Consider the following 17,606-nt stretch of genomic DNA (forward strand, 5'->3'; position numbering starts at 1 on the left):
ACTTGATGGTGCAGGGTACTGCTTATTTCTTGGCGGCGAACAGCGCATCGAGCTGCTGCTCGAAGGCGTGGTAGCCGATACGGTCATACAGCTCCTCGCGGGTCTGCATGCTGTCGATCAGGTTGCGCTGGTGGCCTTCGCGGCGGACCGTCTGGTAGACGTTCTCGGCAGCCTTGTTGGCGGCGCGGAACGCCGACAGCGGGAACAGCTGGATGGCCACGCCGGCCGAGGCCAGCTCGTCGCGGCTGAACAGCGGGGTCGCGCCGAATTCAGTGATGTTGGCCAGCACCGGCACCTTCACCGCATCAACGAAGCGGCGGTAGGTCTCCAGGTCGTAGGCGGCTTCAGCGAAGATGCCGTCGGCACCGGCTTCGACGCAGGCGATGGCGCGCTCGATAGCCTTGTCCACGCCGTCCACCTGGATGGCGTCGGTGCGTGCGATCAGGAAGAAGTCCGGATCGGTCTTGGCATCGGCAGCCGCCTTCACGCGGTCGACCATTTCACCCTGCGAGACGATCTCCTTGCCCGGGCGATGACCGCAGCGCTTGGCGCCGACCTGGTCTTCGATATGGCAGGCGGCCGCGCCGGCCTTGATCAGCGACTTCACGGTGCGCGCGATGTTGAACGCGCTGGGGCCGAAGCCGGTGTCGATGTCGACCATCAGCGGCAGGTCGCAGACATCGGTGATGCGGCGCACGTCCACCAGCACGTCTTCGAGGGTGTTGATGCCCAGGTCCGGCAGGCCCAGCGAGCCGGCAGCAACGCCGCCGCCGGACAGGTAGATGGCACGGAAACCGGCGCGCTTGGCCAGCAGCGCATGGTTGGCGTTGATCGCGCCGATCACCTGCAGCGGCGATTCGGCAGCCAGCGCCTCGCGGAAGCGGGCACCAGCGGAGAAGGAGGTGGAAGCGGTCATGCGGCGATCCAGGTTGAAGGACAGGGAGGTAAGCGCAAGCACCATGCCAACCTGCAAGCGATTGATTTCACGGGGATGACCGGCCAAGCGCAGTGAAACATATGAAACATTGAAACAGATGTATCATGCAACATCGCCGCTCCCGATCCCCGCATCATGTACCTGCCCCGCTCGCCCCTGCGCCACGCCGATGCCGACCCCGGCCGTCCAGTGATCTGGACCGTCAGCGTCTCGCGCCTGACTGGTCTGCTTGGCGATGTCATTCCCGAATTCGACCGCCGCGCACGCATCGAGCAGATCAACCTCGGCTTCGAGGAAGCAGTGGAAGTGATCGGCCAGCGCCTGCGCCGCGAGCACTGCGACGTGGTGATCGCCGGCGGCTCCAACGCGGCCTGGTTGCGCGGCCGCCTGGACCTGCCGCTGGTGCCGATCCAGGCCAACGGTTTCGATCTGATGGAAGCGCTGGCGCGGGCGCGCCGCATCGCCCCGCGGATCGGACTTGTCACCCACGCCAGCGATGTGCCGGTATTCAGCAGCTTCCAGCAGAGCTTCGGCCTGGACATCGAGCATCGCCGTTTCGTCACCCGCGAAGACGCCCGCGACTGCATCGCCGACCTGCGCGCCAACGGCATCGAAGTGATCGTCGGCACCGGCATGGCCATCGACCATGCGGAACAGGCCGGCCTGCCGGGCGTGCTGCTGTACTCGGCCGATTCGGTGCGGCAGGCCTTCGAGCACGCGCTGGAACTGACCCAGACCCTGGCACGCTCGGCGGACGCGCGACCGGCCGCACGCCGACGGGCCGCACCGCGCGCCGATGCGCATGCGCTGCTCGGCGACAGCAACGCGATGGCCGACGTGCGTGCGCAGATCGCGCTGTACGCCCCGCACGACAGCACCGTACTGGTTACCGGCGAGACCGGCACCGGCAAGGAACTGGTAGCGCGGCAGCTGCATGCGGCCAGCGGCCGGCGGGGTCGATTCGTCGCACTGAACTGCGGCGCGATCAGCGAATCGCTGCTGGAGGCCGAGCTGTTCGGCTACAGCGATGGCGCCTTCACTGGTGCGCGGCGCGGTGGTCGCGTCGGCCTGGTCGAGGCCGCCGATGGCGGTACGTTGTTCCTGGATGAGATCGGTGAACTGCCGCTGCCGCTGCAGACCCGCCTGCTGCGCGTGCTGGAAGAACGCGAGGTGCTGCGCGTCGGCGCAACCGAACCGACGCCGGTCGACCTGCGCGTCGTTGCCGCCACCCTGCAATCACTGGAACAGCGCGCGGCGGCTGGCAGCTTCCGTCGCGATCTGTATTACCGGCTGGCGGCGCTGCGCATCGCGCTGCCGACTCTGCGCGTGCGTCGCGGCGATATCCCGCTGCTCACTACGCACTTCTTCCGCGAACTGCGCGGCATCGATGCACCGCTGGATGCAGAAGCGCAGGCCCTGCTCGGCGCAGCCGATTGGCCGGGCAATGTGCGTGAACTGCGCAACCTGGTGGATCGGCTGCGCATCCACTGGCAGCCGGGTGAAGGGTTGATCGATGCCGCGCGACTGCTGCAGCTGGCGCCTGAGCTGGTTAACGAAGGCGTCGCGGCACTGCCAGTGGAAAGCAACGGCAAGCGACCGCCGCGTGCGCAGCTGGAGGCGCTGCTGCAGGAACACCGCAATGACCGCGAAGGCATGGCACAGGCGCTGGGCGTATCGCGCACCACGCTGTGGCGGTGGCTGCGCGCGGAGGGATTGTAACCACCTATTGCCTGGTGGGTACCAACCGATGCTTGGCGGGTGCGAACCCTGGTTCGCACCGCTCTTCCGTCAAGCACCTCATCCACGCATGGCGTGGATCTACCGGAACACACCAAATGCTACAGGCGACGCGCCGGCTGGGCGCGAACGAGGAGCACTCACCGTGCCCAGCGCGCTTCGATGGCAAACCGACCACTGCCTACTGCGGCAATCCATAGCAGCAATACGCCCAACGGCACTTCGCTGAGATAGAAGAACCAGCTCAACCAATCCAGCACGCCCAACCCGGCCGGAATGCGCGCGATGCCATCGGTCAACGCCGCCACCGCGCAGATAGCCGCCAGCAGCAGGGCCGAAGGCCGACTCAGCAGGCCCAGTACAAGCAGTCCACCTGCGATCCATTCAATGCCGCCGAGCACCGGTGCACTGAACACAGGAAACGGGATACCCGCGTCGACCAGCGTATGCACCATGCGCTCGCGCCCGGCGTCGGTGAACACCTTGTTCCAGCCGGATACGCAGAACATCACACCTGCCACGATGCGCGCGAGCAGCAACAGGAGTGCTTCCACGCCACGGCGCGGTGCAGGCACGGCAAACAGGCAACGCCAGGACGGCATGGCAACTTCGCAGGTCGAGGGTATTGCAGCGAGTGTGCCCGGCGCCGACCCGCTCGCGCATGAAGCGGACCAGTCCATTAGCGACAAACGCAGATTTTTGTAGAGCCGAGCCCATGCTCGGCTGATGCTCTCGAAGGAGCAGCCGAGCGTGGGCTCGGCTCTACAGCAGCACGAGCACCACTACGCCTTACGGGTACAGCAGACGCTTGCTCCAGCGCCCTTCGGCACCCGCTTCGTAGCACCAGCGCTCGTGCAGGCGGAACTGCGCGCCGTACCAGAATTCGATACGGTCAGGCACCACCCGCAGACCACTCCAGCCGTCCGGACGCGGCACGTCCTTGCCGTCGAAACGTGCCTCGACCTCCGCCACGCGTGCGTCGAACTCCTCGCGCGTGTTCAACGTCTTCGACTGCAGCGACGCCCACGCGCCGATCTGGCTCATGCGCGGACGGCTGGCAAAATAGGCATCGGCTTCGGCATCGGCCACCTGCTCCACGCTCCCCTCGATGCGCACCTGGATGCCAGCCTCGCGCAGGCTGCGCCACAGGAACAGCAGCGCCGCCTGCGGATTGGCCTGCAGTTCGGCGCCCTTGTGGCTGTCCAGATGGGTGTAGAACACGAAGCCGCGCTCGTCGAACGCCTTCAGCAACACAGTTCGCGCCGACGGCCGGCCCTGCGTATCGGCAGTGGCCACGGTCATCGCATTGGGCTCCACCTCACGGCTCTGTTTCGCTTCTTCAAACAGGGCGGCAAAGGTCGACAGGGCTTCGGCGTACAGGTCGCTCATGACAGCGTTCTTCTCACACGGTTTGGGCTATTGTGGCGGCATGGTCGCTGCTGCGTACATGCCCCAGGTGAAAGGATTCCCCGAAACAGTGGTCGAGCAGGCGCTGGATGACGCGCTGGGCAGCAGCACAGCCGTTCCAGTATTGGCGATCAGCGGCCTGCAGGGGAGCGGCAAATCGACGCTGGCCGCGCAGGTGGTCGCCCGTGCCCATGCCCGTGGCCTGAACGCCGCAACGCTCTCCATCGACGATGTCTACCTGACCCGCGCGCAGCGCCAGCGCCTGGCGCGTCAGGTACATCCCTTGTTGATCACCCGTGGCCCGCCGGGCACCCACGACCTGCCGCTGGCGCATGCGGTACTGGATGCAGTGGCCGCACGACAGCCGCTGGCCCTGCCCCGATTCGACAAACTGGCCGACGAGCGCCTGCCCGAAGCGCAGTGGCCGCAGCTCGAAAAGCCGCTGGACCTGCTGGTGTTCGAGGGCTGGTTCCTCGGCACTCCGGCGCAGGACGCTTCCGAACTGGACCCTCCCCTCAACGCACTCGAGCGCGAGGCCGATGCCGATGGCCGCTGGCGGCGCTGGTGCAACCAGGCGCTGGCCCGCGACTATCCGGCGCTGTGGCAGCGCTGCGACCGTCTGTGGTTCCTGCAGCCCCCGGATTTCTCGGTGGTGCCGCGTTGGCGCTGGCAGCAGGAGCAGAACCTGCAGGCGGCCCAGCCCGGCCGGCACGGCATGAGCCGGCCGCAGCTGGAGCGCTTCGTGCAGTACTACGAGCGGGTCAGCCGGCAGGCATTGCGTGCGCTGCCGGCCATTGCCGACCGGATGCTGGTGCTGGATGCGCAGCGCCAAGTGCAGGCGCTGCGCTGAGCAGGCTCACTCGACGAGGAAGGTGATCCGCAGGTTCACCCGCCATTCGGTGATCTCACCGTTGCCGTCGGTGACCACCTTGGTCTCGTTGATCCAGGCGCCCTGGATGCCCTTGACCGTCCCGGACACCTTCTTCAATCCGCTGCGCACTGCGTCCTCCACGCTCTTGGGCGAGGACGCATTGATTTCGATGACCTTGGCAACCGACATGGCAGGTACTCCGTCAGGCGCGGGAAACCCCGCAGGAACCTCCACCCTGACGTGAAGAACGTAAAGGCCAAGGCACGGAGGTGTTAGCATCAGAGGGCATGAATCCCGCTCCGAACCTGATCCTGATCGGCCCGATGGGCGCCGGTAAAACCTGCATCGGCCGCCGCCTCGCCGAGCGCTTCACGCTGGACTTCGTCGACGTCGACCAGGCCATCGTCGATGCGACCGGGGCCAGCATCCCCACGATCTTTGAACATTCCGGCGAAGCCGGCTTCCGCGCCCATGAGCGTGAGGCGCTGGCGCAGGTGCTGGCCGGCCGTGGCCAGCTGGTGTCCACCGGCGGCGGTGCCGTGCTCGATCCGGACAATCGCGCCCTGATCGCCCGGCGTGGCTTTGTCGTCTACCTGCGGGTCAGCGTCGCCGCCCAGCTGGAGCGCCTGTCACGCGACAAGGCGCGCCCCCTGCTGCAGCGGCCGGACCGCGAACAGGTACTGCAGGATCTGGCCGCGCATCGCGACCCGCTGTATCGCGACCTGGCCGATGTCACCCTCGATACCGACCCGTTTACCGCAGCCGATGCGACCGCCCAGCTTGTGCTCAAGCTGGCCACGCACTGGCAGCGACAGGACCCCACTGCATGACTTCCCCTACCCTGCTGCAGGTCGCCGTTGGCGGCGACCGCCCCTACTCCATCACCATTGGCGCCGGCGCCCAGGCCGAAGGTTCCGCGCTGGCCAACCATGTACGCGGCCGCCATGTGCTGCTGGTCAGCGACAGCGAGGTTGCGCCGCGCTATCTGGATGCCGTCAGGCAGACCCTGCTGGCCGCACGCCCGGACCTGATCGTGGGTGAGCACGTGCTCGCTGCCGGCGAAGCCTCCAAGACCCTGGCCGAGTTCGGCTCGGTCATCGAGGCGCTGGCTGCGCTCGGCGCAACCCGCGATGCCTGCGTGTTCGCCCTCGGCGGCGGTGTGGTCGGCGACCTTGCCGGCTTTGCCGCGGCCTGCTGGATGCGCGGCGTCGACTGCGTGCAGCTGCCGACCACGCTGCTGGCGATGGTCGACTCCTCGGTGGGCGGCAAGACCGCCGTGGATATCCCGGCCGGCAAGAATCTGGTCGGCGCGTTCCATCCGCCGCGTGCGGTGATCGCCGATACCCGCGTGCTGGCCACCCTGCCGCCGCGTGAACTGCGCGCCGGCCTGGCCGAAGTAGTGAAGTACGGTGCACTGGGTGATGCGGTGTTCTTCGAATGGCTGCAGCAGCATGCCGACGCACTGGCGGCCGGCGAAGATGCCGCGATCGCCGAGGCCATCGCCCGCAGTTGCCGGCACAAGGCGGCGATCGTCGAGCGCGATCCCTTCGAGAAGGGCGAACGCGCCCTGCTCAACCTCGGCCACACCTTCGGCCACGCCATCGAAACCGAACAGGGCTACTCCGCACCGGGGCGCGATGCGCTGAACCACGGTGAAGCCGTGGCGGTGGGCATGGTGCTGGCGGCCCGCCTCTCCACCCACCTGGGCCTGGCCGACGACGCCGACCGTGCGCGCCTGCAAGCCCTGCTGGAGCAGTTGGGCCTGCCGGTGGCAATCCCCGCCGGACTGGACCCTCAGGCCCTGCTCGGCCGCATGCGCCTGGACAAGAAGAACGTGGCCGGCCGCCTGCGCCTGGTGCTGTGGCGCGGCATGGGCCGTGCCGAAGTGGTGCCGGATGTGGATGAAGCGGCGGTACTGAAGGTACTGGGCGAAGGCTGACCGCTTCCGCGTTCGCCGGGCATGGCCCGGCGCTACCGGGGAGGTTTCATGAGGTTGCCGGCCAGCGGCCAGCACTACCGCGTTGCGGCAGGGGTCACACCACCCCCGCTACAATCGACGCCATGCACGTCCACCTGCAACAACCCGCCGACGGTGCCCAGGCACCGCGCTTCCTGCGCCTGACCCTGGTCCCGGACCTGTTCGGCGGCTGGGAGCTGCTGCGCGAATCCGGCCGCGTCGGCGCCCGCTCGCAGCTGCGGCGCGAGCTGTACCTCAAGGCCGACGAAGCCCGCCACGCCTACGAGAAGGCCCGCGATGCAGAACTGCATCGGGGCTTCCAGATTCTTTCGCACGGCGACTGACTGCGCCGCTGCCCTTTTCGCCCAAGGAATGCCCACTGTGACCAGCCCTCTCCGCAACGATCGCCTGCTGCGCGCCCTGCGCCGCGAACCGGTGGACTGCACCCCCGTCTGGCTGATGCGCCAGGCCGGCCGCTATCTGCCGGAATATCGCGCCACCCGGGCCAAGGCAGGCAGCTTCCTGGCCATGGCCAAGAACCCGGAGATCGCCTGCGAAGTCACCCTGCAGCCGCTGCGCCGCTTCCCGCTGGACGCGGCCATCCTGTTCTCGGACATCCTCACCATTCCCGATGCAATGGGCCTGGAGCTGTACTTCGTCGAAGGCGAAGGCCCGAAGTTCCGTCACCCCGTGCGCGATGAAGCGGCCATCGCCAGGCTGGCGGTACCGGACATGGAACAGGACCTGGGCTACGTGATGGACGCGGTGCGCCTGATCCGCCGCGAGCTGGACGGCCAGGTGCCGCTGATCGGTTTTTCCGGCAGCCCGTGGACACTGGCCTGTTACATGGTCGAAGGCGGCGGCAGCAAGGATTTCGCGCGCATCAAGGCGATGGCGCTGAATCATCCGCAGGCCCTGCACCGTCTGCTGGAAGTAACCACCGACGCGGTGATCGCCTATCTCGGCGCGCAGCGCGCCGCCGGTGCGCAGGCCCTGCAGGTGTTCGACACCTGGGGTGGCGTTCTGTCGCCAGCAATGTACCGCGAGTTCTCGCTGCGCTATCTGCAGCGCATCGCCGAAGGCCTGGAGCGCGGCGAAGGCAGCGAGCGCACGCCGCTGATCCTGTTCGGCAAGGGCACCGGCCTGCACCTGGAAGCGCTGTCGCAGACCGGCGCCGATGCGCTCGGCCTGGACTGGACGCTGGACCTGGATGAAGCACTGCGCCGCACTGGCGGGCGCGTAGCCCTGCAGGGCAATCTGGACCCGACCACGTTGTATGCCTCGCCCGATGCGATCGCCGCCGCGGCCGCACGCGTACTCGACACCTATGCCGCCGGCAATGGCGGTTCGCGCGAGGGCCATGTGTTCAACCTCGGCCACGGCATGTCGCCGGACATGGACCCGGCCCATGTACAGGTGCTGGTCGACGCGGTGCACGCGCACAGCCAACGCTGAGCATCCCGCATGCAGTCGCGGCGCGATGTTGATCGCGCCGTGACCCGCAGTGCGCGATCATGGCGCCCCCACGTTGCACCGGCCACACCCCATGTCCACAGCGCCATCGACCTACACCCGCCAGCGTCCCCTGCTGTGGCTGGTCTCGCTGGCGATCTTCATGCAGATGCTGGACTCGACCATCGTCAACACGGCGCTGCCGGCGATGGCGGCCAGCCTCGGCGAAAGCCCCCTGCAGATGCAGTCGGTGGTGTTCAGCTACGCGCTGGCCGTGGCCACCTTCATTCCCGCCTCCGGCTGGATCGCCGACCGCTACGGCACCCGTCGCACCTTCCTGGTGGCGATCATCCTGTTCACCCTCGGCTCGCTGGCCTGCGCGATGGCGCAGCAGCTGCACCAGCTGGTGGCTGCACGCGTACTGCAGGGCATCGGTGGCGCGATGCTGCTGCCGGTCGGGCGCCTGGCGGTGATGCGCTCGGTGCCGCGCGAGGACTTCCTGCGTGCGATGAGCTTCATCGCCATCCCCGCGCTGGTCGGTCCGCTGATCGGCCCGACCCTGGGCGGCTGGCTGGTCGAGATCGCATCGTGGCACTGGGTGTTCCTGATCAACCTGCCGATCGGCGTCATCGGCTTCATCGCGGCGATGAAGATCATGCCCGACCACTACGCCAGCCATCGAACCCGTTTCGACCTGCGCGGCTACGCAATGCTGGCCTTTGCGATGGTGGTGCTGTCGCTGGCGCTGGATGGCATTTCCGGACTCGGCACACCGCACGCGCTGGTGATGCTGATGACCGTGGCCGGCCTGGCTGCGCTGGTCGGCTACTGGCTGCACGCAGCAAATTCAACCGCACCGCTGTTTTCGCTGGCGCTGTTCCGCGTGCCCAGCTATCGCATCGGCATTCTCGGCAACCTGTTCTCGCGCATCGGCAGCAGTGCCATGCCGATGCTGATTCCGCTGCTTCTGCAGGTCGGCCTTGGCCTGGGGCCGATGAACGCCGGCCTGATGATGGTGCCGGTGGCGGCCGCGGGCATGGTGTCGAAGAAGCTGGCGGTGAAGCTGGTCGAACGCTACGGCTATCGCCGGGTACTGATGACCAACACCGTGCTGGTCGGCCTGGCGATGGCCAGCTTCATCCTGATGACACCGGGCCAGCACCTGAGCGTGCGCCTGCTGCAGCTCGCGTTCTTCGGTGCGGTCAATTCGCTGCAGTTCACCGTGATGAACACTGTCACCCTGCGCGACCTGGATCGCGAGTTCGCCAGTTCCGGCAACAGCCTGCTGTCGATGGTGATGATGCTCGCCGCCGGCTTCGGTGCGGCAGCTGCAGGCAGCCTGCTGGCCGCGTTCGGCACGCAGCTGGAAGGCCACGGCGCGACGGCTGCGCTGCATGCCACGTTCCTGTGCGTGGGTGCGATCACCCTGACCTCGACGCTGATCTTCTGGCAGCTGCCCGACACCAAGCCCGAACCGCGCGAGGTCGAGCACGTAGCGGAGTAGTGGGTTCGGCAGGGCTGCGCCCTGCACCTGCAGAGGCCACTGCGCAAGCAACAGCAACGGCAACAGCGGGCTATCCGTGGGATGGCGGGGCGGTGTCGGATTGCGGGGACGCCGCAAGTACGTCCCTGTAGGCTTGGCCGCGGCATCCATGCCGCGGACACCCCGCAATCCGACACCGCCCCACCTTCGACAGATTTCCGGTGGCTGATGGATCCACGCCATGCGTGAATCCATGTCCATCGAGATCGAATATTTCGACAATTGAACGAACAGCATCCACGCATGGCGTGGATCTACAGTGTCGACCAAGGTCGACACCCACCAACAGCAACACAGAACGCCGTTCCGACAGATCGCGGAAATCTGTCGAAGGCGGGGTGGGTCCGGTTGCGGGGGCGTGAGCGCCATGGATGGCGCGACCGAGCTTACATGGACGTACTTGCAGCGTCCCCCGCAACCGGACCCACCCCGCCATCCCACGGATAGCCAGCTGTTGCTGTTGCTTCGGCCGTTGCTGTTGCCTCTGCAGGTGCAGGGCGCAGCCCTGCCGAACCCCTACCGCCCCAGCACGCGGGCGATCGCTTCCACCAGCAGCTCACCGGTCACCGGCTTGCGCAGGAAACCACCGATGCCGGCCGCTTCCACCTGCTGCTGCAGATCGGGGTCGGTACGTGCGGTCACTGCCAGCAGCGGCAGCGTGTAGCCCTGGTTGCGCAGGTGCTGGGCGAGTTCGAAACCGCTCAGGCCCGGAAGATCCAGATCAAGCAGGCCGACATCGAAATCACCTGCGCTGATCTCACGCAGTGCGGCCAGCGCGTGGGCGGCGTGGACCACCTCATGGCCACGGGTCGCGAGCAGGCCACACATCACATCGGCCACGGTCGCATCGTCCTCCACCAGCAACACCCGCAGCGGTGGCATGTTGACCGCGGCAGCAGCGGCATCACTGTCGGCACCTCCGTCGCTGGCCGCACCCTGTTGCAGCGGCAGTGGCAGGCTGACACCGAAGCAGGTACCGCTGCCCAGCTGGCTTTCCACGCGGATCCGGCCCTGCATGGCCAGTGCCAGCTCGCGGCAGATCGCCAGGCCCAGACCGCTGCCACCGTACTGCGCGGCCGTGCGCGCGCCATCAGCCTGTTCGAAACGCCGGAACAACCGTTGCTGCTGCTCCTGGCTGATGCCCGGGCCGGTGTCGCGCACCTCGAAATACAGCCCACGCGGCCCTTCCTCGCAGCGCGCGTGCAGGGTGATGCTGCCGCGGCTGGTGAACTTGACCGCGTTGGAGAGCAGGTTGAGCAGGATCTGTCGCACCCGCATCGCATCGCCGGTCGCTTGCAGCCCTGCCGGCAACTGGTTGTCGAGGATGAACCGCAGGCCCTTCTGCGCAGCCAGCGGTCCCATCAGCGCGGCCAGATCCTGCAGCAGACGATTGAGACCGAACGCATTGGATTGCAGTTCCAGGCGCCCCGATTCGATCCGCGCCAGATCCAGCGCATCGTTGACCAGATGCAGCAGGTGCTCACCGGCGTGCCGGATCGACTGGGTATAGCCGCGCTGCTGCGGATCCAGCGGCGAGGCCAGCAACAGCTCACTCATGCCCAGCACGCCGGTCATCGGCGTGCGGATTTCATGGCCGAGATTGGCGAGGAACCGGGTCTTGGCCGCCGAGGCGTGTTCGGCCAGGTCCTGCTTGTGCAGAGCGAGCTGGTAGGCGTGCTGGCGCTGCAGCCGGCGCCGGTACAACCAGGCGAACCAGCTGGTCAGCAGCAACGCAATCGAGGCCAGCACCAGCAGCCCGGACAAGCTGCGCCACCATGGCGGCTGCACGTGGAATTCCAGGGTCTGCACCCGCGACCACACGTGGTCGGCCGAGCGCGCCTGCACTTCCAGCCGGTAGGCCCCGGGTGGCAGGCGCGAGAACAGGCGCTCGCCTGCCGGGCCCACCTCGACCCAATCAGGGTCATAGCCGGCCAACCGGTAGCGGTAGGTGTTGGAGGCCGAATCGGCGAAGGACAGCAGGCGCGCGACGATACGCAGGTCGCGGTCGCCATCGGCGATCTGCAGCGGCGTGTCATGGGTCAGGTCCAGCAACTGTTCGTTGCGGCGCACCTCCACCCGCTCGATCACCAGCGGCGCACGCCGGGTGGAAGGCCGCACCTGCTCGGGATCGAACACCACCACACCGGCGGGGGTACCCGCCACCATGCGCCCAGCGGCGGAGGCAATCAGGGTGTGTTCGCGGAACTCCTGGCTGGGAAGCCCATCGTGCACCCCATACAGGCGTACGCTCTCGCCATCGGCACTGACCCGCACCAGGCCGCGGGCACTGGTGGCCCACGCCACGCCCTGTGCGTCAACGACCAGCCCAGTGGCGGAAATCGCCGGATAGCCCTGCTCCGTGCCCACCACCGCCTGCCGTTCCAACCTGCCCTGGCTCCAGAGATACCGCGACAGGCGGCCATCCTCGGACAACCAGATCTGCCCATCCTTGCCGACGTGCAGGGCATACACTGCCGTGGCCGGCGCACCCGGCACCGGCTGGAAGCGCTGCGCATCCGGTTGCCACTGCAGCAGGCCACGGCTGCTGGCCAGCCAGATCCGGTCCTGCGGGCCGCATTCCACGTCAAGATTGAGCTGGCCGGCCTGCAGACCATCCTGACCGTTGTCCAGCTGCCGGCGCACATGCCCATCCAGGTCACGCTGCTGCAGGCCCGCTGCCAGCATCAACCACAGGCTGTCACCATCACAGGTCATCATCGCCTCGATGTTGCCTTCCATGGTCGCGTCGGCACCGGCATCCCGGCCCCAGCGCCGCAGCTCGCCCCGGCGCGGGTCGTAGCGCATCAAGGCGTCGGTCGAACCCACCCACACCCGTCCCTGCCGGTCTTCGCGCACCGACGTCAGCCAGTGCATGCCATTGACGAAAGTGCGGTGCTGCTCGATCACGCCCGTGCGCGGATTGAAACGGTCCAGCGCGCCATGGCTGCCGACGGTCCACACGCCGCCATTGCTGGAGGGGCTGGTACCCAGCACATAGGAATTGCGCAGCGAGGACGGATCATCCTCCAGCCGCGAGAACACCGAGAACTGCCACCAGCGCGGCAGCAGATGCCACAGGCCGGCATTGGTGCTGGCCAGCCAGATGCCGCCTTCGCGATCCTCATAGGCGCCGGTCCAGTTCGGCCGCACCAGGCCACGAGCGATGGCGCTGTAAAGCGGCACTGTCTGGTACCGTCCATCGATGCCCCGGCCCAGGCCGCTGCGCGTATCCAGCCAGTGCCCACCCTGCTCGTCGCGCAGCATCATGCCCAGCACCTGGTCGCCGGCCGGCAATGTCCAGGGAACGGATTCGAAACGGCCATCCGGGCGGCGCACCGTGGCCCCGGCCAGCGTGCTGATCCAGAGGCTGCCGTCCGGTTCTGCGGTCAGTCCATTGATCAGCAGGCTGGGCACCAGGTCGCCGCCGATGCGTTCGAAATCGGTGCCGGTCCAGCGCGCCACGCCATGCTTGGTGCCGACCCACAGGCTGCCATCGGCAAGCGTGGCCAGGTACGGCACCGACGCGGCCGGGACACTGCGCGGGTTGTTCGCTTCGGGCAGGAACCGCTGCAGGCGATCATTGCTGTCCAGCCGGTACAGGCCGCCTTCGTGGGTGCCGAACCAGATCGCGCCATCCGGCGTTGCAGCCAGGCTCCAGACCGTGTTGCTGCCCATCAGCGGCTGGCTGCTGCGGTCGTAGAAGCGCAGCTGCCGGCGATCGGCCGACATCCGCACCAGGCCGGCATTTTCAGTGCCGATCCACAACTCGTTGCGGGCATCGACCAGCACGCTCCAGATGCGGTTGTCGCGCAGGCCGTCTTCGGAACGCCAGATGCGGTAGTTGCGCCCGTCGTAGCGGGCCAGGCCATCGTTGGTGGCAATCCACAGGTAGCCGTAGCGGTCTTCGGCCATGCGGTTGACGGTGTTGGACGGCAACCCATCGAACACCGTGACCTGCCGCGGCGAAGGTGGCACCGGCTGCGCGGCAGCGGGCGCCAGGCAGCACAGCAGCAGCATCAGCAGCGTCACTGCCCGCAGATACACCACCGATGGCCTCCTCACGCTGCTGTTGATGATGCCCACGCCGTGGGCGTCGGCATGGTAAACCGAAAGTTGCGGGATTCACGCCGCAAGATGCCGTACTCAGCTGATGATCTGGCGTTTGCTGCGCGCCTGGGCAATCGCCGCCACCAGCAGATCGCCGGTCACCGGCTTGCGCAGGAAACCATCGAATCCGGCCGCAAGCACCTGGGTCTCGGCATAGGCATCCGAGCGCGCGGTAACGGCCACCAACGGCAGCTCGTAGCCCATCGCGCGCAGCTGGCGGGCGATGGCGGTGCCATCGAGTGCCGGCAGGTCGAGGTCGAGCAGGCCGACATCGAATCCCTCGGTGGATATCTCCGACAGTGCGCCCAGGCCATGCAGCACGTGCACCACCTCATGGCCGCGGCCGCGCAGCAGGCCAGCGATGACCTCGGCAACGGTTGCATCATCCTCGACCAGCAGGATGCGCAGTGCAGGCAGGGTCGGCGACGCTGCCTCGCCAGGGCTGGAGGCCTGCTGCCGGCTCCATGGCAGCGGCAACCGCACTGCGAAACGTGCGCCGCGCCCCGGCTGGCTGTCGACATCGATGCGGCCGCCCATCGCCACCGCCAGCTCCTGGCAGATCGCCAGGCCCAGCCCGCTGCCGCCATAGCGCGAGGCGGTGCGCGGGCCATCGGCCTGTTCGAAGCGGTGGAACAGGCGCTGCTGCTGTTCGGCATTGATGCCCGGCCCGCTGTCGCTGACTTCAAAGGTCACCGCGCCACCGTCCTCGTCCAGACGCGCCGCCAGACCGACATGGCCGCGCTCGGTGAACTTGATCGCGTTGCCCAGCAGGTTCAGCAGGATCTGGCGGACGCGCATCTCATCACCACTGACGCAGAACGGGCCAGGCAGTGCATCCCCGCGCTGGAAATCCAGCCTGCGCTGTTGTGCCATCGGCTGCATCAACGCCTGCACCTGGTCCAGCAGTCCGCCCAGGTCGAACGGCCGGATGTCCAGTTCAAGCCGGCCGGCCTCGATCCGTGCCAGGTCCAGCGCATCATTGACCAGCCGCAGCAGATGGCTGCCGGCCTGCTGGATCGAGCCTGCATAGCTGCGCTGCACCGGGTCCAGTTCGGTGGCCAGCAGCAGTTCGCTCATGCCTAGTACGCCGGTCATCGGCGTGCGCACTTCGTGGCCCAGGGTCGCCAGGAAGCGGCTCTTGGCCTGCGATGCCTGCTCGGCGATCTGCTGCTTGTGCACCGTCAACTGCCACTGCTGGCGCCGCCGCAGCCGCCTGCGGATCGACCACAGCAGCGCCAACAGCAACAGCGAGCCCAGCATCACGTAGCCGAAGATCGCCATGCCGCTGCGCCACCAGGGCGGCAACACCTTGATGTGCAGCTGCTGCGAGGGTGTCCACGGGCCACTGGCCGATGCGGCCTGCACCTCGATCGAATAGGCCCCGGGCGGCAGCCGCGACAACGTACGCTGGCCATCCCCGCCCTGTTCCACCCAGTTCTGGTCGTAGCCCTGCACGCGGAACCGGTAGCGGTTGCCCTGCGGGTTGGCATAGGACAACAGCCGCGCATCGATCTGCAGGTCACGGTCATCGGGCCCCAGCAACAGCAGGCCGGAGGTCGGCAAGGGCTGCCAGCCGCGCGCATCATCACGACGCACGCGCACCTGCGCGATCACCAGCTGCGACGGCGGAAGTTCGACGTCGGCGGCATTCGGATCGAAGCCCACCATGCCGGTCTGGGTAACGGCCAGCACCCGGCCATCCGCATCGATCGCCGGCGGGCGTCCGGTGAACTCGGCATCGAGCAGGCCATCGCGCTCATTGAATATCTGCAGGCGACGCTGTTTCGGATCCCAGCGCAGCAGGCCACGCGGTGTCGTCGCCCACAACTGCCCGTTCGCGGCCAGGGCCAGCCCACCCATGCTGACCGGCGGCACGCCGGCGCCAGCATCGACGCGCTGGATCAGGCGCAGGCTGAGGCCATCCCACTGGTAGCGTTCAAATGCGCCCTGGCGTGCGATCCACATCTGCCGGGGATCGATCCACACCAGATCGTAGATCGGGCCCCTGGAAACGCCGGGTACCGCTTCGAAGCGGTCACCCTGCTCGCGCAGGATGCCCATTTCCCCCATCACCCAGGCCCGCCCCGTGGCATCGAAGCGGATCTGTTCGACCGGCGCATCGGTGTTGCCACGCAGCGTCGCGCCATCGAAAGTGCGCAACAGGCGGCCCTCGGCACTGCGCTGCTGCAGGCCCAGATTCATCACCGACACCCAGACCGTGCCATCAGGCGCCTGCCGCATCAGATCGATCCGCTGCCGCAGGTCGGAGCCGCCGCCGATGCGCCAGTCGCGCAGCGCACGGGTGGCCGGGTCATAGACGCTGATGCGTCCCGCGCGGCCCAGCCACAGCCGCCCATCGGGACGTGGCAGCACCGACCACACCGCGCCACCGCCGAGCTCGCGGTCGCTGGCCAGCAGCCTCAACGTCCCCTGCGCATCGATCTGGTAGACACCATGAGCAGAGCCAACGTAGTAGCTGCGACCGTCACTGGCGGCGCTCAACAGGTACTGGCTGTCGAGCGGTTTGCCATCAAGCTGGTACCAGGTCGAAAAACGCCGCCAGTCTGGCGGAAGGTAGGCCAGGCCCTGGGTCAACAACGCGACCCACAGCCCTCCTTCATGATCCTGCAGCAGGTCGAGCACGCCACTATGGCCCGTCAGGAAGCCACTGCCACGGTCGCCTTCCAGCTTGCGCAGCACCTGGCCGTCACCGCGCAGCAGGCCATCGGAGGTTCCCGCCCAGTAGCCTCCGCGGCTGTCGGGCAGCACCAGTGCCGAACGCAGACCGGCGCTGTCGGCCCAGGCAGGTCGCGTTACCCGATCCTGCGCATCGATACGGTACAGGCCGTCGTTCTGTGTGCCGACCCAGATTGCGCCATCGGCGTCGCGGCTCAGCCGCAGCACGCTGACTGCCGCCAGTTCGCGCGGCGCCACGGCTTCGAAGGCATGGCCGTTCCAGCGCGCCACGCCGGTTTCGGTTCCCACCCACAGCCGTCCCTGCGCATCGACCAGGCTGCTGAAAACGGTGTCGCTCGGCAGTCCGCCGGGCTGCGCCGGATCATGCTGGAAATGGCGCAGCGAGCCGTCTTCGCCGAAGCGGCAGACCCCATGGCTGCTGCTGCCGATCCATAGCGCATCCTCGGCATAGGCCAGCGTCCAGAACTGTCCCTGGCAGCCCTCGGTGACGGAATCGAAGGTCTTGAAGCGCTCGCGATCGGCATCCAGGCGGGCCAGCCCCTTGCCGTTGATGCCGACCCATACCCGGTCGAGCGGGTCGACCAGCAGGGTTTCGATCTCGTTGCCGGGCAGCGAATCCGGTTGTGCCGGGTCGTGCTGCCACACCCGCAGTTCACCACCGTCATAGCGGGCCAGGCCGCCGTCGGTGGCAGCCCACACACGGCCCTGTCGGTCTTCTGCCAGCGCGACCACCATGCGCGAGGGCAATCCCTCGGCCGCGCCGAAACGGCGCAGGCGCGGCGTTTCGCCGGCCATGTCCAAGGTCGCAGCTGCAGCGGAAAGCGCCAACAGCACCAGACCTGCTCCTGCAATGCCTTGGCACCACCGGCGCCAGCCGCTCGTCATCCTGAACCCCCTG

The 17,606-nt window shown here is 67.5% G+C and carries 13 protein-coding genes; 7 read left to right on the forward strand and 6 right to left on the reverse strand.

Features of this window, described 5'->3' with window-relative positions; all coding sequences use genetic code 11:
* Nucleotides 1-22: 22 nt before the first annotated feature.
* The gene (prpB, locus tag H3005_RS10655; RefSeq protein ID WP_191078141.1) at nucleotides 23-916 is read right to left on the reverse strand and encodes a methylisocitrate lyase; all 894 of its coding nucleotides are present in this window, start codon (nucleotides 914-916) and stop codon (nucleotides 23-25) included.
* 156 nt (nucleotides 917-1,072) lie between these two features.
* Here prpB and prpR point away from each other — a divergent pair, with 156 nt between their 5' ends.
* The gene (gene prpR, locus H3005_RS10660) at nucleotides 1,073-2,656 is read left to right on the forward strand and encodes a propionate catabolism operon regulatory protein PrpR (RefSeq protein ID WP_191078142.1); all 1,584 of its coding nucleotides are present in this window, start codon (nucleotides 1,073-1,075) and stop codon (nucleotides 2,654-2,656) included.
* 158 nt (nucleotides 2,657-2,814) lie between these two features.
* Here prpR and H3005_RS10665 read toward each other — a convergent pair whose 3' ends face one another.
* Both H3005_RS10665 and pdxH read right to left on the reverse strand, forming a co-directional pair.
* On the reverse strand, nucleotides 2,815-3,276 hold the full coding sequence (locus H3005_RS10665; RefSeq protein WP_191078143.1) for a DoxX family protein: 462 nt from the start codon (nucleotides 3,274-3,276) through the stop codon (nucleotides 2,815-2,817).
* Between the two features lie 187 nt (nucleotides 3,277-3,463).
* Complete coding sequence (gene pdxH / locus H3005_RS10670) at nucleotides 3,464-4,063, reverse strand: pyridoxamine 5'-phosphate oxidase (RefSeq protein WP_089236475.1); 600 nt, start codon at nucleotides 4,061-4,063, stop codon at nucleotides 3,464-3,466.
* A gap of 40 nt (nucleotides 4,064-4,103) precedes the next feature.
* On the opposite strand from pdxH, the gene H3005_RS10675 reads away from it, so the two are divergent.
* Complete coding sequence (locus H3005_RS10675) at nucleotides 4,104-4,931, forward strand: kinase (RefSeq protein ID WP_100553242.1); 828 nt, start codon at nucleotides 4,104-4,106, stop codon at nucleotides 4,929-4,931.
* Between the two features lie 6 nt (nucleotides 4,932-4,937).
* Here the strand turns inward: H3005_RS10675 and H3005_RS10680 are convergent, their stop codons facing one another.
* Nucleotides 4,938-5,141 (reverse strand): dodecin family protein, encoded by a 204-nt coding sequence (locus tag H3005_RS10680; protein WP_049465447.1) that lies wholly within the window; start codon nucleotides 5,139-5,141, stop codon nucleotides 4,938-4,940.
* 98 nt (nucleotides 5,142-5,239) lie between these two features.
* Between H3005_RS10680 and H3005_RS10685 the strand changes: the two genes are divergently transcribed.
* The 5 genes from H3005_RS10685 to mdtD all read left to right on the forward strand — a co-directional run bounded on the left by H3005_RS10685 (nucleotide 5,240) and on the right by mdtD (nucleotide 9,865).
* Nucleotides 5,240-5,782, forward strand: a complete 543-nt coding sequence (locus H3005_RS10685; protein ID WP_191078144.1) for a shikimate kinase — start codon at nucleotides 5,240-5,242, stop codon at nucleotides 5,780-5,782.
* Nucleotides 5,779-6,891 carry a 3-dehydroquinate synthase gene (gene aroB, locus H3005_RS10690; protein WP_191078145.1) on the forward strand — a complete coding sequence of 371 codons (1,113 nt, stop codon included), beginning with the start codon at nucleotides 5,779-5,781 and terminating at the stop codon, nucleotides 6,889-6,891. The genes H3005_RS10685 and aroB overlap by 4 nt, the downstream gene beginning before the upstream one ends.
* 122 nt (nucleotides 6,892-7,013) lie before the next feature.
* Nucleotides 7,014-7,253, forward strand: a complete 240-nt coding sequence (locus H3005_RS10695) for a WGR domain-containing protein (protein ID WP_099818886.1) — start codon at nucleotides 7,014-7,016, stop codon at nucleotides 7,251-7,253.
* 28 nt (nucleotides 7,254-7,281) lie between these two features.
* Nucleotides 7,282-8,364, forward strand: a complete 1,083-nt coding sequence (hemE, locus tag H3005_RS10700) for a uroporphyrinogen decarboxylase (RefSeq protein ID WP_032951968.1) — start codon at nucleotides 7,282-7,284, stop codon at nucleotides 8,362-8,364.
* Between the two features lie 91 nt (nucleotides 8,365-8,455).
* Complete coding sequence (mdtD, locus tag H3005_RS10705; protein WP_100460053.1) at nucleotides 8,456-9,865, forward strand: multidrug transporter subunit MdtD; 1,410 nt, start codon at nucleotides 8,456-8,458, stop codon at nucleotides 9,863-9,865.
* A 555-nt stretch (nucleotides 9,866-10,420) separates the two neighbouring features.
* Here mdtD and H3005_RS10710 read toward each other — a convergent pair.
* Both H3005_RS10710 and H3005_RS10715 read right to left on the reverse strand, forming a co-directional pair.
* Nucleotides 10,421-13,951 (reverse strand): hybrid sensor histidine kinase/response regulator, encoded by a 3,531-nt coding sequence (locus H3005_RS10710; protein ID WP_191078146.1) that lies wholly within the window; start codon nucleotides 13,949-13,951, stop codon nucleotides 10,421-10,423.
* Nucleotides 13,952-14,047: 96 nt separating this feature from the next.
* A complete protein-coding gene (locus H3005_RS10715; RefSeq protein ID WP_191078147.1) occupies nucleotides 14,048-17,593 on the reverse strand; it encodes an ATP-binding protein in 3,546 nt (1,181 codons plus the stop codon).
* Nucleotides 17,594-17,606 lie beyond the last annotated feature (13 nt).

This window comes from Stenotrophomonas sp. Br8 (assembly GCF_014763005.1).
GTDB classification, from domain to species: domain Bacteria; phylum Pseudomonadota; class Gammaproteobacteria; order Xanthomonadales; family Xanthomonadaceae; genus Stenotrophomonas; species Stenotrophomonas lactitubi.